General features: G+C 44.8%; 19 protein-coding genes. 4 read left to right on the top strand and 15 right to left on the bottom strand.

Features of this window, described 5'->3' with window-relative positions; translation table 11 throughout:
• Positions 1 to 9 precede the first annotated feature (9 nt).
• The 10 genes from mltG to yceD form a co-directional block, all read right to left on the bottom strand.
• Entirely contained in the window at positions 10 to 1,026 is a 1,017-nt protein-coding gene (gene mltG, locus ITG10_RS02080; protein WP_017630540.1) for an endolytic transglycosylase MltG, read from the bottom strand.
• The gene (gene pabC / locus ITG10_RS02085; RefSeq protein WP_017630539.1) at positions 1,023 to 1,901 is read right to left on the bottom strand and encodes an aminodeoxychorismate lyase; all 879 of its coding nucleotides are present in this window, start codon (positions 1,899 to 1,901) and stop codon (positions 1,023 to 1,025) included. The genes mltG and pabC overlap by 4 nt, the downstream gene beginning before the upstream one ends.
• A gap of 104 nt (positions 1,902 to 2,005) precedes the next feature.
• Positions 2,006 to 3,250 (bottom strand): beta-ketoacyl-ACP synthase II, encoded by a 1,245-nt coding sequence (gene fabF, locus ITG10_RS02090; RefSeq protein ID WP_017630538.1) that lies wholly within the window; start codon positions 3,248 to 3,250, stop codon positions 2,006 to 2,008.
• A gap of 93 nt (positions 3,251 to 3,343) precedes the next feature.
• Positions 3,344 to 3,577 carry an acyl carrier protein gene (gene acpP / locus ITG10_RS02095; RefSeq protein ID WP_004737381.1) on the bottom strand — a complete coding sequence of 78 codons (234 nt, stop codon included), beginning with the start codon at positions 3,575 to 3,577 and terminating at the stop codon, positions 3,344 to 3,346.
• A 166-nt stretch (positions 3,578 to 3,743) separates the two neighbouring features.
• A complete protein-coding gene (gene fabG / locus ITG10_RS02100; RefSeq protein ID WP_026084209.1) occupies positions 3,744 to 4,478 on the bottom strand; it encodes a 3-oxoacyl-ACP reductase FabG in 735 nt (244 codons plus the stop codon).
• Between the two features lie 25 nt (positions 4,479 to 4,503).
• Positions 4,504 to 5,427: an ACP S-malonyltransferase gene (fabD, locus tag ITG10_RS02105; protein ID WP_017630537.1), complete on the bottom strand. Its 924-nt coding sequence runs from the start codon at positions 5,425 to 5,427 to the stop codon at positions 4,504 to 4,506.
• Positions 5,428 to 5,507: 80 nt separating this feature from the next.
• A complete protein-coding gene (locus tag ITG10_RS02110) occupies positions 5,508 to 6,458 on the bottom strand; it encodes a beta-ketoacyl-ACP synthase III (RefSeq protein ID WP_010437276.1) in 951 nt (316 codons plus the stop codon).
• Positions 6,459 to 6,463: 5 nt separating this feature from the next.
• Positions 6,464 to 7,489 carry a phosphate acyltransferase PlsX gene (plsX, locus tag ITG10_RS02115; RefSeq protein ID WP_017062152.1) on the bottom strand — a complete coding sequence of 342 codons (1,026 nt, stop codon included), beginning with the start codon at positions 7,487 to 7,489 and terminating at the stop codon, positions 6,464 to 6,466.
• Positions 7,490 to 7,498: 9 nt separating this feature from the next.
• Entirely contained in the window at positions 7,499 to 7,669 is a 171-nt protein-coding gene (gene rpmF, locus ITG10_RS02120; protein WP_004737376.1) for a 50S ribosomal protein L32, read from the bottom strand.
• Between the two features lie 35 nt (positions 7,670 to 7,704).
• Positions 7,705 to 8,232, bottom strand: a complete 528-nt coding sequence (gene yceD, locus ITG10_RS02125) for a 23S rRNA accumulation protein YceD (RefSeq protein ID WP_017630536.1) — start codon at positions 8,230 to 8,232, stop codon at positions 7,705 to 7,707.
• Positions 8,233 to 8,381: 149 nt separating this feature from the next.
• Here yceD and ITG10_RS02130 point away from each other — a divergent pair, with 149 nt between their 5' ends.
• Complete coding sequence (locus ITG10_RS02130; protein WP_017630535.1) at positions 8,382 to 8,963, top strand: nucleoside triphosphate pyrophosphatase; 582 nt, start codon at positions 8,382 to 8,384, stop codon at positions 8,961 to 8,963.
• 317 nt (positions 8,964 to 9,280) lie between these two features.
• Here the strand turns inward: ITG10_RS02130 and rluC are convergent, their stop codons facing one another.
• Positions 9,281 to 10,225: a 23S rRNA pseudouridine(955/2504/2580) synthase RluC gene (gene rluC / locus ITG10_RS02135; RefSeq protein WP_017630534.1), complete on the bottom strand. Its 945-nt coding sequence runs from the start codon at positions 10,223 to 10,225 to the stop codon at positions 9,281 to 9,283.
• 618 nt (positions 10,226 to 10,843) lie between these two features.
• Here rluC and rne point away from each other — a divergent pair.
• Positions 10,844 to 13,981: a ribonuclease E gene (rne, locus tag ITG10_RS02140; protein ID WP_017630533.1), complete on the top strand. Its 3,138-nt coding sequence runs from the start codon at positions 10,844 to 10,846 to the stop codon at positions 13,979 to 13,981.
• A gap of 259 nt (positions 13,982 to 14,240) precedes the next feature.
• Positions 14,241 to 15,788, top strand: a complete 1,548-nt coding sequence (locus tag ITG10_RS02145; protein WP_176680177.1) for a SulP family inorganic anion transporter — start codon at positions 14,241 to 14,243, stop codon at positions 15,786 to 15,788.
• A 123-nt stretch (positions 15,789 to 15,911) separates the two neighbouring features.
• On the opposite strand, the gene ITG10_RS02150 is transcribed toward ITG10_RS02145, so the two are convergent.
• Positions 15,912 to 16,361, bottom strand: coding sequence for a low molecular weight protein-tyrosine-phosphatase (locus ITG10_RS02150; RefSeq protein ID WP_026084413.1), 450 nt, complete (start codon positions 16,359 to 16,361; stop codon positions 15,912 to 15,914).
• Between the two features lie 84 nt (positions 16,362 to 16,445).
• Here ITG10_RS02150 and cobO point away from each other — a divergent pair, with 84 nt between their 5' ends.
• Positions 16,446 to 17,051, top strand: a complete 606-nt coding sequence (gene cobO / locus ITG10_RS02155; protein WP_017054977.1) for a cob(I)yrinic acid a,c-diamide adenosyltransferase — start codon at positions 16,446 to 16,448, stop codon at positions 17,049 to 17,051.
• A gap of 223 nt (positions 17,052 to 17,274) precedes the next feature.
• Here cobO and ITG10_RS02160 read toward each other — a convergent pair whose 3' ends face one another.
• The 3 genes from ITG10_RS02160 to apbC form a co-directional block, all read right to left on the bottom strand.
• Positions 17,275 to 19,416: an AsmA family protein gene (locus tag ITG10_RS02160; RefSeq protein ID WP_017632520.1), complete on the bottom strand. Its 2,142-nt coding sequence runs from the start codon at positions 19,414 to 19,416 to the stop codon at positions 17,275 to 17,277.
• Between the two features lie 106 nt (positions 19,417 to 19,522).
• Positions 19,523 to 20,164, bottom strand: coding sequence for a uridine kinase (gene udk, locus ITG10_RS02165; protein WP_004734002.1), 642 nt, complete (start codon positions 20,162 to 20,164; stop codon positions 19,523 to 19,525).
• A gap of 275 nt (positions 20,165 to 20,439) precedes the next feature.
• Positions 20,440 to 21,516: an iron-sulfur cluster carrier protein ApbC gene (apbC, locus tag ITG10_RS02170; RefSeq protein ID WP_017632519.1), complete on the bottom strand. Its 1,077-nt coding sequence runs from the start codon at positions 21,514 to 21,516 to the stop codon at positions 20,440 to 20,442.
• Positions 21,517 to 21,522 lie beyond the last annotated feature (6 nt).

Here is a 21,522-nt window from a genome sequence, read left to right on the forward strand (position 1 = left end):
ATTCTTTCTTTATTTGTTTTTTCTTAATTGCTTTAAGTAAGCTCGTACTGCACGGTTGTGCTCTGCCAAACTCTTTGAAAATACGTGACCGCCTGTTCCACTTGCAACGAAATACAGGTAGTTGCTGTTCTCTGGGTTCAGAGCTGCATTAATTGACGCTCGACCCGCCATAGCAATCGGCGTAGGTGGCAAACCGCTCATTGTGTATGTGTTGTACGGCGTTGGTGTGCGCAGATCTTTCTTACGGATATTGCCTTTGTAGCTATCGCCCATGCCATAGATAACCGTTGGGTCAGTTTGCAAACGCATACGCTTGTTCAAACGGTTAACGAATACAGAAGACACACGCTCGCGCTCTGAAGCAACGGCGGTTTCTTTCTCAATGATAGACGCAAGAATCAGAGCTTCATAAGGTGACTTAAGAGGCAGTTTATCCGCTCTGTTTTCCCATTCATCGTTCACAACGTTCATTAGGTCACGATGGGCGCGTTTCAACAAATCTAAATCGGTTGTGCCGTAGGTGTAGTGATAGGTTTCCGCTAAGAAAAGACCTTCTAGCTTCTCATTTTCGATGCCCAGCTTTTCAGCGATCTCTTTTTCAGAAACACCATCCAACGTTTGTTGAATGAATTCGTTTTCTTTTAGCTGCACAAGCCATTCATCAAAGCGACTGCCTTCAACGAAAGTAATTGTGAATTGATGCTCTTTACCCTCAACAAGTACTTGTAGTGCCTGCTCTAAGGTCAAACCCGGCTCTAGCAGGAATGTACCCGCTTTTACGTCAACCAGCTCAGGATGCAATTTACGGATTAATTTCTCGTAAGGAGAAGCCTCAAATAGCCCCTCATTTATCAACTGTGCCAGAACACGATTAAAGCTGCTGCCTGAAGCAACGGTTACGACCTGTGGTTTTTCTAATTGGATGACTTGTTTCAGGTTATCTTGCGCTTGGTTATAAACATAGAACCCAGCAGCGCCTGCTGCGATTAGGCACAAAATAAGAAAAATAAATAACTTTTTGATCATGAGTTTAGTTGTCCTTGAAGGCTACGAGTAACGGTTCCAATATTAAATTGGGTTTCACAAATACGGGTAACTGGGGCAACCCCTAAAATGGAGTTGGTCATGAAAACCTCATCAGCTTGCATGAGTTGAGATAAGCAGTAGTCACTAATAGTAACGGAAAGTTCAGCTTGATTCAGCGCGGTTAACACTTGCTTACGCATAACCCCTGCGACGCCACTCTGCGTCAGTTGAGGTGTACAAATGGTATTCCCTTTTCGCCAAAACAGGTTAGCCATAGTGGTTTCAATGACATGGCCTGAGATATCAAGCACCACACCATCGACTTCATTTGCCTGTTCCATTTCATCTTTCATCAAGATTTGTTCAAGGCGATTGTTGTGCTTATGCCCGGCAAGCAGTGGACTCAAACCTAACGCTTGTTGGCAGACACCGAGTTCAATACCAGAATCTTGCCACGCTGAATAATGACTTGGAAAATCAAACGTACTGATGGTGACTGTAGGTTTAGCGATATTATTGGTGCTATAACCTCTGCCACCGGAGCCGCGACTAACGTGCAGCTTTATTCCTGCTTTTTGATTATGAGGCTTGTTTGTCTCATGGCGGTTCTCTGAACGATCAAGGCTCTTTGTCCCATTAAGCGCATCGTTTTGGATGTGTTGAAGTGCACTATCGAGCCAAACATTAACCACATCCCAATCAAGAGCAGAAATGCGTAACGCTTTCAGGCATTCATCGACACGACACTGATGATCGTGAAAATGTTGAATCTGACCACCTTTTACAAGCATGGTGGTAAAACAGCCGTCTCCGTACTGAAACGAGCGGTCCAAGATATCGACAGTTTGCTGGCTTTCTCCATCAACCCAAAACATGTTTTTCCCCATAAAAAGAAACGGCTCAATGCTAAAGCATCAAGCCGTTTAAAAACAAGTCTAATTGTGACTATCTACGAGTGTTTACGTCTTTAATAAGATGATTAAATCTTTTTGAAGATCAAACAGCCGTTTGTACCACCGAAACCGAATGAGTTACATGCAGCATATTCCATGTTGCTAACTTCACGCGCAGTGTGAGGTACTAAGTCAATATCTAAGCCTTCTTCAGGATCGTCTAGGTTGATTGTTGGTGGAACAATTTGGTCAACCAGAGACATAGCCGTGATGATAGCTTCAGCAGAACCTGCAGCACCTAGAAGGTGACCAGTCATCGATTTCGTAGAAGAAACCAATACTTGCTTGCTGCCTGCTTCGCCAAGAGCACGCTTAATGCCCTTAACTTCCGCTACGTCACCCGCAGGAGTCGATGTACCGTGTGCGTTAACATAACCGATTTGCTCACCAGTAATGCCAGCATCACGCATAGCCGCTTCCATCGCTAGTGCACCACCTGAGCCATCTTCACTTGGAGATGTCATGTGGTAAGCGTCACCCGACATACCGAAGCCAACTAGCTCACAGTAAATCTTAGCGCCACGAGCTTTCGCATGTTCGTACTCTTCAAGAACCATCATGCCTGCACCGTCACCAAGAACGAAGCCGTCACGGCCTTTGTCCCATGGACGAGAAGCTTTTTGAGGCTCATCGTTACGAGTAGACAGTGCTTTAGCCGCGCCAAAACCGCCCATACCTAGTGGAGTTGATGCTTTTTCAGCACCACCCGCTAGCATTGCATCAGCATCGCCGTATGCAATCATACGAGCCGCGTGACCAATGTTATGTAGGCCAGTCGTACATGCAGTAGAGATCGCGATGTTTGGACCGCGTAGGCCGCGCATGATAGACATGTGACCAGCAATCATATTCACGATCGTCGACGGTACGAAAAACGGGCTGATCTTACGAGGGCCTTTTTCAGTTAGAGCTTGGTGACCTGCTTCGATCAAACCAAGACCACCAATACCAGAACCGATTGCAACACCCACACGTGGAGCGTTTTCTTCAGTAATAGTTAGGGCTGAATCATCTAAAGCTTGAATACCTGCTGCGACGCCGTACTGGATGAACAAGTCCATCTTACGAGCATCTTTTTTAGACATATACTCTTCGCAGTTAAAGTCTTTAACTAGACCTGCAAAACGAGTTGAGAAATTGGTTGCATCAAAGTGCTCGATATTAACGATACCACTTTGACCAGCTAGCAGGGCTTTCCAAGAAGATTCTACAGTGTTGCCTACCGGTGACAACATACCCATGCCAGTGACAACTACACGACGCTTGGACACGATTTTACACTCCGGAGATTGAGGTGATTTAAGATGAGGATAGATGAGTTAGATAAAACACAGGCGGTCGAGGTGACCGCCTGGGAGAGATTATTACTGAGCGCTAGTTACGTAATCGATAGCTGCTTGAACAGTAGTAATTTTCTCAGCTTCTTCATCTGGGATTTCAGTGTCGAATTCTTCTTCTAGAGCCATTACTAGCTCAACTGTGTCTAGAGAATCTGCACCTAGGTCATCAACGAAAGAAGCTTCGTTTTTAACTTCAGCTTCGTCTACACCTAGCTGTTCAACAATGATTTTCTTTACGCGTTCTTCGAGGTTGCTCATTTTTTCTTTTCCTTTACAGAGTTCGCTTTATGCGATGTTTTCCGTAGTTTATTCAATCTATTGAAAGTTGCAAGGTCAACTTTTCTGGTCAAACCACAATTTTCACGATTTTAACCGAAATTACGTATGATCTTGACTTAAATCATGCACAAATGTTGCACATAATTTACACCATGTACATACCGCCATTGACGTGAAGTGTTTCACCTGTGATATAAGCTGCCGCAGGTGACGCCAAAAATACCACAGCTTCAGCGATTTCGCGAGGGTCACCTAGACGACCTGCTGGTACATTCGCCAAAGTTGCTGCACGTTGGTCATCATTTAGTGCTTTAGTCATATCAGTTTCGATGAAACCTGGAGCAACAGTGTTCACTGTAACGCCACGAGATGCAACTTCACGAGCCATTGATTTAGTAAAACCAATTACACCAGCTTTAGCAGCAGCGTAGTTCGCTTGACCAGCGTTACCCATAGTACCTACTACAGAACCAACGTTAACGATACGGCCTTGACGCTTCTTCATCATGCCACGCAATACAGCTTTAGACATGCGGAAGATAGGCGTTAGGTTAGTATCGATGATGTCATTCCATTCGTCGTCTTTCATACGCATAAGAAGGTTATCACGAGTGATACCTGCGTTGTTAACTAGAATGTCAATCGCACCGAATTCATCGTTGATGGTTTTCAATGTAGCTGCAATTGAGTCAACATCCGTTACGTTAAGAGCAAGACCTTTACCGTTCTCACCAAGGTACTCGCTGATTGCAGCAGCGCCGCCTTCAGACGTAGCAGTACCGATAACTTTAGCACCACGCTCAACTAAAAGTTCAGCGATTGCACGACCGATGCCACGGCTTGCGCCTGTAACGAGTGCAACTTTGCCTTCTAAATTCATCATAACTTCTCTATTAAGTGGTTATTTACTTAGCAGCTTCTAGTGATGCAGTGTCATTAACTGCAGCAGCTGTCATAGTTTTTACGATTCGTTTTGTTAGACCAGTAAGAACCTTTCCTGGACCTAATTCTAATAGCTTCTCAACGCCTTGCTCGTTCATTGCTTGTACGCCTTCAGTCCAACGAACTGGGCTGTATAGCTGACGAACAAGTGCGTCTTTGATTTTTGCAGGGTCTGTTTCAGCAATAACATCAACGTTATTGATAACAGGCAGTGCTGGCGTATTGAACTCTAGAGCTTCTAGAGCAACCGCTAGCTTGTCTGCTGCAGGTTTCATTAGTGCACAGTGAGATGGCACAGAAACAGGTAAAGGAAGTGCACGCTTAGCGCCCGCTTCTTTACATAGTGCACCAGCACGTTCAACTGCTGCTTTGTTACCTGCGATAACAACTTGGCCTGGAGAGTTAAAGTTAACTGGAGACACAACTTCGTCTTGCGCAGCTTCTTCACACGCTTTAGCAATCGCTTCATCATCTAGACCGATGATTGCGTACATTGCACCAACACCCGCCGGTACTGCTTCTTGCATCAGTTGACCACGTAGTTCAACCAGCTTGATCGCTTCTTTAAAGTCGATAACGCCCGCACATACTAGTGCAGAGTATTCGCCTAGGCTGTGACCTGCTAGGTTTACAGGTTGCTCTAGGCCAAGCTCTTGCCATACACGCCAAATTGCAACAGACGCTGTTAATAGAGCCGGTTGAGTGCGGAAAGTTTCATTTAGATTTTCTACTGGACCATCTTGAACCAATGCCCATAGATCGTAACCAAGTGCTTCTGAAGCTTCAGCAAATGTCTGTTTAACAACATCATACTGTTCGCCTAGGTCAGCAAGCATACCGATAGCTTGAGAGCCTTGGCCTGGGAATACGATAGCAAACTTGCTCATTGTAATTATCCTTTAAGCAAAGCAAAAAATTGAATAAGGCACATAAGTTATGTGCCTTGTTTGTTGATTATCGCTTGAGGTTAGAATTTAACTAACGCAGAACCCCAAGTGAAGCCGCCACCAAAGGCTTCAAGAAGAAGCGTTTGACCACGTTTAATTCGCCCGTCGCGAACAGCCTCATCAAGTGCTGTTGGTACGGTAGCTGCCGACGTATTGCCATGCTTATCAAGGGTAATTACCACTTGATCAAGTGACATCGTCAGCTTTTTAGCCGTTGCCGAAATAATACGGTAGTTCGCTTGATGTGGAACTAACCAATCAAGCTCTGACTTATCCATATTGTTCGCAGCTAATGTGTCTTTAACCAGCTTAGAAAGCTGAGTTACCGCCACTTTGAATACTTCGTTGCCAGCCATGTGCAGCCATTTGTCGGCATCACCGCCACGCTCTGGTACTTCTAGGCTTAGAAGCTCACCATATTTACCATCAGAGTAAATATGAGTAGACAAAATACCTGGCTCTTCGCTTGCGCCTACAACCACCGCGCCTGCTGCATCACCAAATAGGATGATAGTAGAGCGGTCAGTCGGATCACAGGTTTTTGACAATGCATCAGCACCAATTACCAAAACGTTCTTACACATGCCAGTCTTGATGTGTTGATCAGCAACAGACAGTGCGTAAACAAAACCAGAACACGCTGCAGCCAAATCAAACGCAGGGCAGCCTTTAATACCAAGCTTACCTTGTACCTGACATGCCGAAGACGGGAATGTGTGGCTACTGCTGGTTGTCGCAACGATGATTAAATCAATATCTTCTTTGTCGATACCTGCCATTTCAATGGCATTCTCAGCAGCGTAAAACGCCATATCAGCAACGGTTTCGTTTTCCGCTGAAATACGACGCTCTTTAATACCTGTTCTAGCAACAATCCACTCATCGCTAGTCTCTACCATTTTCTCTAAGTCTGCGTTTGTACGCACCTGAGATGGCAAGTAGCTGCCAGTACCTAAAATTTTGCTATACATGAAGACTAATAATGCCTCTCGAGTAAAACCGCTTCCAAACGATCGCTAATGCGGCTGGGGACTTGTCGTTTGACCTCGTGTACTGCCTCACCAATCGCGTTGACGACTGCAGACACATCAGCACTTCCATGACTTTTAATGACAATGCCGCGCAATCCTAACAAACTTGCGCCGTTATACTGGTCGGGGTTCAAGGTTTTTAATTCAGTAAATAGCTCAGAAAACAACATTCTGGCTATCCAACCCTTTATTGTTGAAGCCATCATGCGCGTTTTTAGCTTATCAATAAAGAGCTGAGCTGTACCTTCGCACGTTTTTAAGCAGACATTGCCCACAAAACCATCACATACGACGACATCAGCAGCATCTTGAAGTAATTGATTACCTTCAATATAGCCTATGAAGTTCACAGACTGAGTATTCGACAACATTTCAGCGCATCGTTTTACAAGGTCATTGCCTTTGATTTCTTCTGCACCGATATTCAAGATAGCGACACGTGGAGCGCGACCTAAATGTTGTTCCGCTAATGCACTGCCCATTACGGCAAACTGAAAGAGTGAATCCGCGTCACTAGAAACGTTCGCCCCTAAATCAAGCATCCATGTGCGATTCCCTGATGCAGTAGGCAAAGCTGAGACCAATGCAGGCCTATCAATACCAGGAAGAAGTTTAAGTCGGAAACGAGACAAAGCCATCAGTGCGCCAGTGTTACCACCACTCACACAAGCATCAGCCTGTGATTCGGCAACCAGATCGATAGCGGCACGCATAGAACTGCCCTGACTATTACGTAAGGCTAGTGAAGGTTTTTCAGAATTGGAAATAACTCGATCACAATGCTGGATGCTCAAACGAGAATCAGGCATTCGACCTAATGAAGATAATTGAGATGTGATCGCATTTCGATCACCTATGAGAATGACTTTTAGCTCTGGGAAATACGACAGTGCCTGCACGGCGGCAGGCACTGTTACACGAGGACCGAAGTCCCCGCCCATTGCATCAAGCGCAACGGTTAGATTTTGCAAAGGTCAACCTTACTTGTTGATAACCTTTTTGCCGCGGTAGAAACCTTCGGCAGTCACGTTGTGACGTAGGTGAGTTTCACCTGAAGTTGCGTCTACAGAAAGTGCAGCTGTAGTTAGTGCATCGTGTGAACGACGCATGCCACGCATTGAACGTGATTTCTTGCTCTTTTGTACGGCCATTGACCCTACTCCTATGTAAATTCTTAAAGAAGCTGTTACTTCTTCAAGCTTTTTAAAACATCAAATGGATTCGGCTTTTTATCTTCCTCAATTTCTTCAGGAAGTTCGCCAAACACCAAATTATTTGAGTTAACGCTACAGTCCGCATCGTCGTGCATTGCTATTTGTGGCAATCCAAGGATGAACTCGTCTTCAACTAATTGAATCAGGTCTAACTCACCGTACTCGTTCAGATCTACCAAATCGTACTCTTCCGGTGCTTCCTCTTCACTTTTCTCACTGTAAACAGGAGTATAAGTAAATTGGACATCGCACTCATGTGCGAAAACCTCATTACAACGTTGACACTCTAAATCGACTTCGACGTTAGCTTTACCAGAGATAACGACTAATCGTTGTTCATCAAGCCCAAATGACATTGAGACTTGCGCGTCACGTTTTACGCCTTCAGTTGCTTCAGTTAAACGCTTTAAAAGACTGACTTGAATGATGCCATTCATATCCAGTCGTTTTTGAGCCGTTCTTGCCGGATCAACTGTACGCGGTATTTTTTCCTTTTGCATAGGGCGCGAATCTTATCTTCCAAATCATGTTTAGTCAAAGGAAATGGCAAAAAAAATGTACTTTCCTGCCTTTCCTATTCAGAGCATTATGAATAGCAGGACAAGTTACGTTATCCTGAGATAAATGCTTCCTTGAATTGTAAATTAAAATGAGAAATTACCAACTAGTTTTAGCCTCTACATCTCCATTTAGGCAAGAGATCCTCAAAAAACTACAGTTAAGCTTCATTACTGCTAAACCAGACTGCGATGAAACGCCGCTTTCAAATGAGACGCCTCAACAGTTAGTCATGCGCCTTGCTGAGACCAAAGCTAAGTCTTGCGCGGTAGAGCAACCGAGCTTGGTGATTGGTTCTGATCAGGTTTGTGTGATTGATGGAGAGATCATTGGTAAGCCACATACTCGTGAAAAAGCAATTGAACAGTTATCTCGCCAAAGCGGTAAGAACATCACTTTCTATACTGGCCTTTCTGTTTGGAACAGCGAAACCAACAAAGCTGACACGCGTCTCGACACCTTCATCGTGCATTTCCGTGATTTAACCGAGCAGCAGATCATCTCTTATGTTGAGAAAGAAGAGCCTTATTACTGCGCGGGCAGTTTTATGTGCGAAGGGTTAGGCATCGCGTTGTTTAAACAGATGGAAGGCAAAGATCCGAACACCCTAATCGGTCTGCCACTGATCGACTTAGTGGATATGCTTGAAGTACAAGGAATGAGTGTGCTTTAACTAGCGCTTATTACTCTTACAAAGATTCCCTACTCCTTCCTTCGTCAGTCTAGGGAATGACGAAGACTAATGATTATTTCAGCTCTGAGGACTTTTTCCTTATTCAATCATTAGTAATGCAATGTGCCGTCATCCTCAAGAGCGAGGAACGAGCAAGCTGGGGATCTTGTGCATACAGTAGGCACAAACAAAAAAGGTTGACGATATTCGTCAACCTTTATCATTTTCAGATAGCTGATACTCAATCCTGAAAGGGTTTTTCCTTTCGTATCTCGTATCTCGTATCTCGTATCTCGTATCTCGTATCTCGTATCTTCTTAGATCTTACGCAATCCGGTCAGTGCTTTTTCAAGTCTCGCTTCCATCGGTACTGAGATATCCATCTTCTCTTCACTACCTGGGTGCGTGAACTTAATGTTTGCTGCGTGTAGGAACAAACGGTCCAGACCAACCTTACCCGTGTAAGCATCAAAGCGACGATCACCGTAGCGATCATCCCAAGCAATTGGGTGGCCAGTATATTGAGTATGTACACGGATTTGGTGTGTACGCCCCGTAATTGGACTTGCTTGAACTAACGTCGCATCTTTGAATTTTTCTAAAACTCGAAAACGCGTCTCAGAAGCTTTGCCGTTCGGGTTCACACGAACAATACTGTTCACTTCGTTTTTCAATAATGGAGCATTAACAACCTTACAGCTGTTCTTCCATTCGCCCATGACTAAAGCGAAGTAATATTTTTGAACCGTTTTTTCACGGAACTGTGCTTGAAGGTGTCTTAGCGCCGAGCGCTTCTTAGCAACAAGCAGAATGCCAGATGTATCTCTATCAATACGATGCACTAACTCTAGAAAACGAGCATCAGGACGAAGTGCGCGCAATGCTTCGATTGCGCCAAACTTCAGCCCACTGCCACCATGAACAGCGGTACCCGAAGGTTTGTTCAGAATCAGCATGTGATCATCTTCATAGATGATGCACTGTTCTAATTCTGAAACCTTGTTGAGTTTCGTGCTTGGCACGTTTTCTTCAGTTTTTTCTTCAATCGTGACTGGCGGGATACGAACTAAATCACCAGCTTTTAGTTTGTACTCAGCCTTGATGCGTTTTTTATTTACGCGGACTTCGCCTTTACGCACGATTCGGTAAATCATGCTTTTCGGGATATTTTTTAATTGGTTGCGTAAGAAGTTATCAATACGCTGACCAGCCATATCTTCGTCAATGTCGACAAATTGGACTTGGGTTCTAATTTCGCTCATTGGGCTATTGTATCACTGTCACTTTTGATAATTGAGATTTTCTTAGCTCGATTCCGAACTTATTTATCCATAATCCCTACCGATCTATCCTCAAATGCTCGTTGAAGTTCTATATTTCTTTGATTCTTCGAACAAAAAAGCACCAAGATTCCTGCAAATTAAAATATCAATTGATAAATTATTTATAGACAGTGAGTTAGAGCTATCAAAACCCAAACAAAAACTGTTTTTTTTACAGCATTCCGACAAAGCAGATTGCTGTGTTTACCGACCGCTGCTATAGTTCACAGCTGCTATCAGTGGTTTGACTATTATTTAAACAGCTAACCATTCATAAGCAAGTAAATGAGTAGATAACTCAGATTAGACAGTGCTGCAATCGGCGTAAGACACGGTCAACTGAGTTCCTTATCGCTCTACTCACGTACGCTCATGTTGAGTATTCACCGCCACATCGCGGATCATAGGCTAACTCCCTATGATGACTGACGTGCCCCAGAGCATCCCTCTCCAGCCGGGAGGCTGCACCGATAAAGCCATGGGATCTGGCACCATGAGAAACGAAATAAAGCGATAAGAACAATGATGAAAATAAGAAAAGACAATGAGAATTTCTAAATGAAAAGAATGTTAATTAACGCAACTCAAAAAGAAGAGTTGCGTGTCGCTTTGGTTGATGGCCAGCGACTGTTCGATCTAGATATCGAAAGTCCAGGTCACGAGTCAAAAAAAGCGAATATCTACAAAGGACGTATTACCCGTATTGAGCCAAGCCTAGAAGCGGCATTTGTTGATTACGGCGCAGAACGTCACGGTTTCCTCCCTCTTAAAGAAATTGCCCGCGAATACTTCCCTGAAGGTTATACATACCAAGGCCGTCCTAGCATCAAAGAAGTGCTAAAAGAAGGCCAAGAAGTAATCGTACAAGTAGAGAAAGAAGAACGTGGTAGCAAAGGTGCTGCACTGACAACTTTCATCTCTTTGGCGGGTAGCTACTTAGTTCTTATGCCTAATAACCCTCGTGCTGGCGGTATTTCTCGTCGTATCGAAGGTGATGAGCGCACTCAACTGAAAGCAGCATTAAGCACTCTTGAGCTTCCTCAAGGTATGGGCTTAATCGTGCGTACAGCAGGTGTTGGCAAAAGTGCAGAAGAGTTAGAGTGGGACCTGAATGTTCTATTGAATCACTGGGGCGCTATCAAGCAAGCTTCTGATTCAAATGCAGCTCCTTTCCTAATTCACCAAGAAAGTAACGTTATCGTTCGCGCGATTCGTGACTACCTACGTCGTGACATTGGCGAGATTCTGATCGACAGCAACACTATTTTTGAACGTGCACAAGCGCACATTCAATTAATACGCCCAGATTTCATGAATCGCGTTAAGAAGTACGATGGTGAAGTACCACTATTCAGCCATTACCAGATTGAAAGCCAGATCGAATCTGCTTTCCAACGTGAAGTTCGTCTTCCATCTGGTGGTTCTATCGTAATCGACCCAACAGAAGCTCTGACTTCTATCGATATCAACTCTGCTCGTGCAACAAAGGGCGGCGATATCGAAGAAACAGCGCTAAACACTAACCTAGAAGCAGCGGATGAAATTGCACGTCAATTACGTCTACGTGACCTAGGTGGTCTTGTTGTTATCGACTTCATCGATATGACTCCGGTTCGCCACCAACGCGAAGTAGAAAGCCGTCTACGTGATGCCGTTCGTTTAGACCGTGCACGTGTTCAGATTGGTCGTATTTCTCGCTTTGGTCTTCTAGAGATGTCTCGTCAACGTTTGAGCCCATCACTAGCAGAAGCAAGCCACCACATTTGTCCTCGTTGTACAGGTACTGGTGTTGTTCGTGATAACGAATCTCTAGCACTGTCTGTTCTACGTTTGATCGAAGAAGAAGCTCTGAAAGACAACACAGCGCAAGTACTTGCTGTTGTGCCTGTGCCAATCGCTTCTTACCTTCTGAACGAAAAACGTCGCTCAGTAAACCACATCGAGAAGAACCAAGAAGTTAAGATCACTGTTGTTCCTAACTCTGACATGGAAACACCACACTTTGAGGTTATCCGTGTTCGTGAAGGCGAAGAGTTCGATCTACTGTCTTACCTACTTCCTAAGAAGCTAGACGCTCTTAAAGAAGCAGAAAGCAAAGAACCAGCAGAACAGACTATTCGTCCTAAGAAGATCGAAGAGCCAGCTCTGAAAGGTTTCGCAGCCCCTGCTCAATCAGCACCAACTCCTGCTCCAGCACCTAAAGCTGTAGAAGAGAAGAAAGCTGAGCCAGCAGCGACCCAAGAACCAGGTCTAATTGGTCGTTTCTTCAAAGCTATCGGTAGCTTCTTATTCGGCTCTTCAACTCAAGAAGAGAAGAAAGAAGAAGAGAAGAAAGAAGAAGAAAAACCTAAGAACAATCGCAACAACGGCAACCGTCAACGCCGTGATCGTAACGATAACCGTCGTCGCAACCAACGTGGTGAGCGTGGTGACAATCGTAACGAAAACCGTGACAACAAGCGCCGTCGTAAGCCAGCTCGTGACGAGAAGCCTGAAGAGCAAAAAGAAGCAGCTCCACAGCAAAATCGCCAACCTCGCAAGCCTAAGCAAGATCGTCGCAACAAGCCACGTGATGAGCAGAAGCAACGCGAAGAGCAAGTTCCTTCTAAGCTAGCAGAAGAAGGTCTACAGCTAGCGGCAGAAGCTCAAGCTGACAAGCCAGAAGCGCCTAAAGCTAAGCCTGAAGCGAAAGCAGCTAAGATCAAAGAGCGTCGTCAACGTCGTAAACTGAACAAGCAAGTTCGTGTTAAAGACCAACAAGCTCAAGCTGAAGACAACGCATCAAAAGAACAGGTTGTTGCAAAAGAACAATCAGTCGCTCAAGAGCAAAAAGTTGCGGAACAAGTAGAAGCAACTCAAGCAAATGCTGAGCAAACTGAACAGGAAGAGCCGAAGCAACGTCGTAACCGTCGTTCTCCACGTCACCTGCGTGCAAGTGGTCAACGTCGTCGTCGCGGTCGTGATCGTCGCCCTAACCCATTCCGCCTACGTAAAGGTGGTGTAGCTTCTCCAGAGATGGCTATGGGTAAAGTGATGCCTCGCTTCATTCCAAAACCTCACCACAAGCAGGCAAAACCTGAAGTGGCTGAAGTTCAAGTAGCAGTTGAAGCTCAAGTTTCTGTTAAAGAACAAGAGCAAAACGTAGCTCAAGAGGCAGCACCACAAAACAACGTAGCAATGGCAGGCGGCTTTACATGTCCTGAACTGGCTATGGGCAAAGTGATTATCCGTCGCGAAGAAGCTGCTGTTGAAGCTCAAGTAGCTGAGACTCCTGCTGTAGTTGAAGAAGCTCCAGTTGTTGAAGCACAAGAAGTTGCAACGCCTAAAGCTGAAAGTGTGGAAGTTGAACAAACTCCGGTTGAAACTGTGAAAGCAGAAGAAGTCGTAGTTGAAGCACCAGTTGTTGAAACTGCAGTCGTTGAACCAACAAAAGCAGTTGAAGCGCCTAAAGCTGAAAGTGTGAAAGTTGAAGAAGCTCCTGTGGTAGAAGCACCAGCTTCAGAAGCAGCACCAAAAGCGGCAGTTGCTAAGAAACAAGCGGGTTCGCCAATGACTAAAGCTCCTGGTCCTCAAGAGATCAAAGAGATTGAAGTTGTTGCTGCTCCATTCCGTACTGAGCGTTTTGTACCGAAAGGTGCAGGCAGTCAAGCAGCGTCAAACAAAGCTGGCGCAGGCATGACTAAGCCAAACTACTAGCGTTTACTGCTAAGTAATCACTAGAAAATCGAATCAAAGGCTGCTTATTAAAGCAGCCTTTTTCATATCTGCTAATCGAATAAAAATTAATAGATATATTACTCAAAGTTAGGTTCAACCTTGAACTTAATCACATTTTTGGGTAGCATTCGCGCACTTATCTTTTCGACACCTCGCTATTGCCGCTCTTTTCAATCACCGTTTGGCTACGCAATACACTCGTGTCGGGTAAATCCATCTAAAGCATAGCTGAGCAAACATGTTCGAATTCCCACAATTTTCAAAGCACTCTGTAAAGAATGATGTGCTTTCAGGTCTTACAGTAGCCCTAGCTCTGGTACCTGAAGCCGTAGCATTCGCCTTTGTTGCAGGCGTTGACCCAATGGTTGGTCTTTACGCAGCATTCATCGTAGGTTTAATTACTTCTGTCTTCGGCGGTCGTCCAGGTATGATTTCTGGTGCAACCGGCGCAATGGCTGTTGTAATGGTGAGCCTAGTAGCAACCCATGGCGTTCAATACCTATTTGCGGCAGTTATGCTAGCCGGCCTTCTGCAAATTGCAGCGGGTGTATTTAAACTAGGTAAATTCATCCGTATCGTTCCGCACCCAGTAATGATTGGTTTCGTGAACGGCTTAGCGATCGTTATCTTCCTAGCACAGCTTGGACAATTTAAAGCACCAGATGTAACAGGCGCGCTAACTTGGTTACCAAGCGGTCAAATGACTCTGATGTTAGGCCTTGTAGCATTGACTATGGCTATCATCCACTTCCTACCTAAACTAACAACAGCGGTACCATCGTCATTGGTTGCTATTGTTACGGTAACGGCTTTGGTTGTTGGCCTTGATCTAGAAACTCGTACTGTTGTTGATTTCTTACGCACTATGTCTGGTGACGAAGCAGCAACATTAGCGGGCTCTCTACCAACATTCTCTATTCCAGCAGTGCCGTTTAGCCTAGAAACGCTATACATCATCCTGCCTTATGCAGTGATTCTTGCAGCGATTGGTCTAATCGAATCACTACTGACGCTTACCGTACTAGACGAAATGACAAACACTCGTGGTCAATCTAACCGTGAATGTGTTGGTCAAGGTATGGCGAACGTGACGTGTTCGGTATTTGGTGCGATGGGTGGTTGTGCGATGATCGGTCAATCGATGATCAACGTAAACTCAGGTGGTCGTGGTCGTCTTTCTGGTATCGTTGCTGCCGTTGCACTACTGATGTTCATTCTATTCGGCTCTGCACTTATCGAAATGATTCCTCTAGCAGCGCTAGTGGGTGTAATGTTCATGGTTGTAATTGGTACATTCGAATGGGCAACCTTCAAGCTTGCACGTCGCGTACCTAAGCAAGACTTCTTCGTTATCGTTCTTGTTACGGTTGTAACCGTAATGACTGACCTAGCAGTTGCTGTATTTGTAGGTGTCATTGCATCTGCACTAATGTTTGCATGGCAACATGCTAAGCATATCTACGCGGACACATCGGTAAACGATAAAGGCTCTAAAGAGTACAAAGTTAACGGCCCAATCTTCTTTGGTTCAACAGCTAACTTCCTAGAGTTGTTTGACGCATACAACGATCCACAAGATGTTATTGTTGATTTCGCAAACTCACGCGTTACTGACCACTCAGCTATTGAAGCGATTGATACCATTGCAGAGCGTTACGCAGCACTAGGTAAAACGCTTCACCTTCGCCACCTAAGCCAAGACTGTGTTGCTATGCTGCACAAAGCCGGTAGCTTAGTTGAAGCGAACGTAGCAGAAGACCCAATCTACAAAGTAATGTCTAAGTAACCATAGGCAGAACATAAAGCTAGATTTAAAAGGCCGACATTGAATGTCGGCCTTTTTTATACGTAGTCTTTAGTCACTAACCAGCAAAGCACTGAACACCAAACACTAAACATAGCTGCGATGTTAAATAGACCTCAATATCGCTTCGCTCGACTCTTCGATTAAGTCCAAAACCAGCTCAAAACCATCGCCCTCTCCATAATATGGGTCTGGAACCTCTTGATAGCCAGATTCTCCAAAACTCAAAAATAGCGCAAGCTTGTATTGCAGGTGCGCTGGGCACTGACTCATTAAGTCATCTAAATTCGCCTTATCTGCCGCGAGTATCAAGTCAAACTCTTCGAAGTCATTCGTGACCACTTTACGAGAGGTAATACCCTTGAAGCTGTAGCCTCGCTTCTCGCCTGCCGCCTTTGAGCGGGAATCCGGTGGGTTTCCTTGATGGAAGCCAATCGTCCCCGCAGAATCGACTACAACATCAATATCCAGCTGTTGCGCTTTCTTTCTGAGTACCGCCTCACCTGTTGGCGAGCGACAAATATTTCCCATGCAAACCACGAGTATCTTTTTCATCCGTAATCACCTGTTCTTCCGATGGTTTTTGCTATCGTTAAGTTAGGCTATGATAGGCGCAATCACAACTTAAAAGGATTTGTTATGTCGACCGAAGACAACAAAGAACAACGTCATAAAGCAAGACAACAGAAAGTAAAAGAACAAGTCGATGCACGTGTGGCTGCAGCACAAGAGGTCAAAGGCCTACTATTGGTGATCACTGGTAACGGTAAAGGTAAATCAACATCAGGTTTCGGCACCATTACTCGCGCTGTAGGTCATGGTAAGAAATGTGCCGTTGCTCAATTTGTTAAAGGAACTTGGGATAACGGCGAAAAGAACGTTCTGCAAAAGCTCGATGTAGAGTTCCAAGTAATGGGCACAGGCTTTACTTGGGAAACTCAGAACAAAGCGCAAGATATTGAAGCTGCACAGCGTGTATGGAAAGAGTGTCAACGCATGCTAGCTGACGAGTCGATTGATGTGATTCTGTTTGACGAGCTGACTTACATGGTGAGCTACGGTTACATCGAACTCGATGAAGTAGTTGAAGCGTTGAATAACCGTCCTAAGATGCAGTCTGTAATCATTACTGGCCGTGGTGCGCACCGTACTCTTACAGAAATGGCAGATACTGTATCTGAAGTTCGTAACGTGAAGCACGCTTTCGAATCTGGTGTTAAAGCGCTACAAGGCGTGGATTGGTAATCGCATTTAACCAGAGATCCCCGACTCGGTCATTCTTCCCTCTCGAGGATGATGACCACTAGGCCGTTACGCTCTTGAACAAAGGACGAAAGCCTGTCGTCATTCCCTAGAACGAGGGACGAGTGTCATAGGGGCTCTCTCTTTAGTATCATCGAAGCCAAAATAAAAAGCGCCATTCTTTCAGCAGGAATGGCGCTTTATTCATTTCAAAATGAGCTAAGGATTAGTTAAACAAACCTTTTAGTAGGCCGTTTACTGCGTCTCTTGTTTTCTCATCTTTGATCTTGTCACCGTACTTTTCGTCTAGCTTTTCTAAACCACGATCAATCTCTTTCTGTGCTTTCTGTTTCAAAACATCATCAAAGACAAGCGCGAATTTTGGTTCAGCCCACTGACCAGTAACCTTAATTGGGATCGTCACGTCTTTCAGATCATCAATGCTCTTACCGCCCTGTCCTTCTAACGAACCAACGATCGACGTTCTTACTAGGAAGTCTACAGTTTCATTAATGAAGTTCGCTTTACCCTGGCCAGTAACACGCAGTAGTGGTGACTGTGCCGATAAGTCGTTGGTTGAAACCCAACCTTTGTCGACCTTCAGCGTCGCTTTCATTGCACTGAAGTCCGTTTTTTGAGCTTCATTTGTGCTTTCAACTTTCTCGCCTTTGATCTTCGCGTAATTCTCACGAATCAATTGCGCAACGTTGATACCGTTAACCGCACCATCTTCAAAGTTAATCGCGATAGTACCAACTAGGTTCTTCTTAATACCCGTCGGAGTCAGGCTCTTACCTTTCACGTTAACATCGATATTACCGGTACCTTCCAGCATATCGTTATCTGCAACGTCAACCAGTAACGGCTGAACTTTCACGCCTTTGATTTTCTTCTTAGCTGTGTAAGTCGCTGGTGTTTTACGTGCATCTAACTTAGCTGCCGCAGAAATTGAGCCTTGGTAAAGGTTCGATGTGAATGAGGTAAGTTCTGCGATACCGCGGTTAACCGAGAATGCTGTTTTAACATTCTGCATTTTCGCATTGCTCGCCTTGAACTTATCAATCGTGATATCACCTTTCACGTCTAACGTTTTCAGTGCCGACAGATCAGGTTCTACTTCTTTCGCAGGTGCAGAGCTACCTGAGTTTGACGTTGAACCACCAGCAGACTCAGAAGGAGTCGTGCTCGCCGTTTCTGTTGTGTTACCTAAGCCTAAGAACTCATCAAGGTCGATGTTCGGACTATGAAGAGAGAAACGAACCTTGGGAATTTCAGACAGGGTGACGTCAGCTTTACCATCTAGCGCGATAGAGTTTGCTTGTAGCTTCTCTAACACGAAGCTCAAGTGGCTCTTAGTTAGGTCAAAGCTTAAGTCAGACAACATATCGACTTTCATTGGTGATTGTGGAAGCGTGTCACCTTTGAATGTTGAGTCTAGCGTTAGCTTATTCAGTGTCACTTTTGAAATCGCGCTATCGACAGTTAACTCACCACCACCTTTCAGGTCTAGGTCAAGACCCGCGGCTTTACCTACCACAGCGTAAGTCAGTTGGTTTACCTTATCGAACTCAAACGTATCCAAGCCAATCTTCGCAGAGTCAATCGACGTTGCTGGATCATTGAATTTCGCATTGAGGTCAATATTGCGTAGTGCGTAACTTGCGAAACCTTCCGCGAGTTTAAATTCAGCACTGCCGTTTGCAGAGAATTTCTGTTGATTGTTTTCACCAGAAGCGGCGAAGATTGCCGTTGTCCATGTATCTACAGCGAACTCAGATAAGTTCAAAGACACATCGTATAACTTAGTGAATGAACCCGCTTGCTTGTCGTCCATTTCAAACAGTGCGTTTGAGATAGTGACACCCGCAAGGTTAATCGTCCAACCAGATGCTTCCGTTGCGCTTTGTTCTTGAGGTGCAGGAGTTGATTCCGAATTGGTGTCTGCAACAGCACGCTCAGATTCTTGAGGCGCTGACGCTTGTGTTAATGCATCAATGTTCTTGCGACCATCTTTCAGAGTTTCTAAATAGAATTCTGCACCGTCTAGAGTGATGTTGCCGATCTCTAGTTGATTGCTAAATAGCGGAGTAACCGAAACATCAACGCCAACGGTATCAACCTTGAATAGGTTCGGTTGGGTGAACCCTTCTGGGTTACGTAATTCAGTTTGACCAAGTTCAAAGCCAATAGATGGGAAGAATTGCCAGCTGATATCACCCTCGATCACCAGCTCTAGGCCTGTGTGTTTCTGGGCTTGTTCGACAATTAATGGCTTAAATTGGTTGGGATTCACTAACAGCACTAGTGCCAGAATTGCTGCAATAACAACAAACACTGGTACAGCTATGAAAATGAGTAGTTTCTTCATCCGCATATTCCTTGCTTAGATTCCAAAAGAAAGTGGCACTATAAAAGTGCCACTGATTCGGTAAAAAATAAAGCTAAGTGAGTCACTTAGGCAAATTTTTATTCGATTAAGACTTCAACAACTTCGCAATGTGCGCTTTTAGCACATCAATCGCAATACGGTTTTTACCACCACGAGGAACGATGATGTCTGCATGTTGTTTTGAAGGCTCGATAAACTGCATGAACATTGGACGTACAGTTTCTTGGTATTGCTTAAGTACTGTGTCCATTGTACGACCACGCTCTTCCACATCACGCTTAACACGGCGTAGTAGACAGATGTCTAACGGTGTATCCATAAACACGCTTGCGTGCATTAGTTTACGAAGACGCGGGTCTGTAAGAAGCAGAATACCTTCTAAAATGATCACTTTCTTAGGAGTAAGTGTAGTCGTTTCAGAAGTGCGTGTGTGCTCTGTGTAGCTGTATTCAGGAACTTCTACGGCATTGCCACTCATTAGCTGCTGTAGATGTTCACATAAAAGGTCATGATCTAGTGCATTTGGGTGATCGTAGTTAGTTTTAACTCGCTCTTCCATACTCAAGTGGCTTTGGTCGCTGTAATAGCAATCTTCCGTGATAACACCAATTTGATGGTCGCCTACTTTTTCGCGCAGCTCATTATAAATCGTACTAGCAATCAGACTTTTTCCTGAAGCTGAAGCGCCAGCGATACCTACGATGACACATTGATTATTATCAGACATTATTTTGCACCCGATATGGTTTGGTGGTGGGAATAGATAAACCGCCTGATTATAGGGGCTAAAGCACATAGATTCTAGTCGCCATTTTAGCTAATTGCAGTCAAATTGATGATCTCAATACATTTACTTAAGACAATCGTTTGCTTTCAAATAACTTGCCTACAACTATTTGCACAAGCCCAATGGATATTGGCTTAAATCCACCGCTGTATATCTAATCCAAACAATATTTAAACGACTTTGTGATTAACTAGCGCTATTCAACTATATATTCGCTATTCAATCATAGAGAAGTTAATCGCTTCCGGCCTTGCTTTTCCTGTCCAGAACATTTTCGCAGCTACATTCTCTGCCAGCTCTAAATAGTGACGAGTATGTTCGCTATCTGGTCGACGAATAACTGTCGGGCAACCAGCATCGATGTCTTCACGAACATCAATGTGCAGTGGAATTTGCGCTAAGATATCGAGGTAAAACTCTTCTGACATCGCTTCTGCACCACCCGCACCAAAGATATGTTCTTTCTCACCACAGTGACTACAGATATGGTAGCTCATGTTTTCCACTAAGCCCGCAACTGGCACGCTTACCTTATCAAACATCGCAACACCTTTACGTGCGTCTGCTAATGCCAAATCTTGAGGAGTCGTAACAACAACCGCGCCCGTGACAGGGATCTGCTGCGAAAGCGTTAACTGAATATCACCCGTGCCCGGTGGCATGTCGATAACTAGGTAATCCAATTCTGGCCATACGGTTTCGTTAACAAGCTGACCTAAAGCCTTGGCCGCCATTGGGCCACGCCAAATTGCAGCATCATCTTTCGACACAAGGTAACCAATAGAGTGCGTGAAAATGCCGTGCGCTTCGATTGGCATCATCCACTTATTGTTCTGAACTTCTGGTTTCGCATCTAATTGGCCAAGCATCATCGGTACAGAAGGACCATAGATATCGGCATCCAATAAACCCACTTTTGAACCAGACTTAGATAAAGCCAAAGCAAGGTTGACTGAAGTGGTCGATTTGCCCACCCCACCCTTAGCGGACGTCACGGCGATAATGTTCTTCACACCCTTCAAGGGTGTCGCTACCGTGGTTTCTAATGCAGATGGCTTCACCTTCACTTCAAATTGGAAAGCACTCACAAGCTTTTGCTCAATCTGGGCATTAATCCAATCTTCAAGATCAACAGCAAGCTGGTTGGCAGCGAAAGGCAAAGTAATAACAAACGATCCGCGGGGATCAACAGAGACGATATTTTGGTGTAGCGCCCACTCTGGGATGAGGATTGGTGATTCAAACTCATTCAACCATGAACAGAAATCTTGCTTCGAAGTAAAGTTACGCATTGGGGC

Origin of the sequence: Vibrio sp. ED004 (assembly GCF_023206395.1) — a bacterium.
In the GTDB taxonomy this organism is placed as follows: Bacteria; Pseudomonadota; Gammaproteobacteria; order Enterobacterales; family Vibrionaceae; genus Vibrio.

Coding starts and splice junctions, on each gene's coding strand:
- mltG (WP_017630540.1), bottom strand. CDS start 1,026: ATGATCAAAAAGTTATTTATTTTTCTTATTTTGTGCCTAATCGCAGCA.
- pabC (WP_017630539.1), bottom strand. CDS start 1,901: ATGTTTTGGGTTGATGGAGAAAGCCAGCAAACTGTCGATATCTTGGAC.
- acpP (WP_004737381.1), bottom strand. CDS start 3,577: ATGAGCAACCTCGAAGAACGCGTAAAGAAAATCATTGTTGAACAGCTA.
- fabG (WP_026084209.1), bottom strand. CDS start 4,478: ATGAATTTAGAAGGCAAAGTTGCACTCGTTACAGGCGCAAGCCGTGGC.
- fabD (WP_017630537.1), bottom strand. CDS start 5,427: ATGAGCAAGTTTGCTATCGTATTCCCAGGCCAAGGCTCTCAAGCTATC.
- ITG10_RS02110 (WP_010437276.1), bottom strand. CDS start 6,458: ATGTATAGCAAAATTTTAGGTACTGGCAGCTACTTGCCATCTCAGGTG.
- rpmF (WP_004737376.1), bottom strand. CDS start 7,669: ATGGCCGTACAAAAGAGCAAGAAATCACGTTCAATGCGTGGCATGCGT.
- yceD (WP_017630536.1), bottom strand. CDS start 8,232: ATGCAAAAGGAAAAAATACCGCGTACAGTTGATCCGGCAAGAACGGCT.
- ITG10_RS02130 (WP_017630535.1), top strand. CDS start 8,382: ATGAGAAATTACCAACTAGTTTTAGCCTCTACATCTCCATTTAGGCAA.
- rluC (WP_017630534.1), bottom strand. CDS start 10,225: ATGAGCGAAATTAGAACCCAAGTCCAATTTGTCGACATTGACGAAGAT.
- rne (WP_017630533.1), top strand. CDS start 10,844: ATGAAAAGAATGTTAATTAACGCAACTCAAAAAGAAGAGTTGCGTGTC.
- ITG10_RS02145 (WP_176680177.1), top strand. CDS start 14,241: ATGTTCGAATTCCCACAATTTTCAAAGCACTCTGTAAAGAATGATGTG.
- ITG10_RS02150 (WP_026084413.1), bottom strand. CDS start 16,361: ATGAAAAAGATACTCGTGGTTTGCATGGGAAATATTTGTCGCTCGCCA.
- cobO (WP_017054977.1), top strand. CDS start 16,446: ATGTCGACCGAAGACAACAAAGAACAACGTCATAAAGCAAGACAACAG.
- ITG10_RS02160 (WP_017632520.1), bottom strand. CDS start 19,416: ATGAAGAAACTACTCATTTTCATAGCTGTACCAGTGTTTGTTGTTATT.
- udk (WP_004734002.1), bottom strand. CDS start 20,164: ATGTCTGATAATAATCAATGTGTCATCGTAGGTATCGCTGGCGCTTCA.
- apbC (WP_017632519.1), bottom strand. CDS start 21,516: ATGCGTAACTTTACTTCGAAGCAAGATTTCTGTTCATGGTTGAATGAG.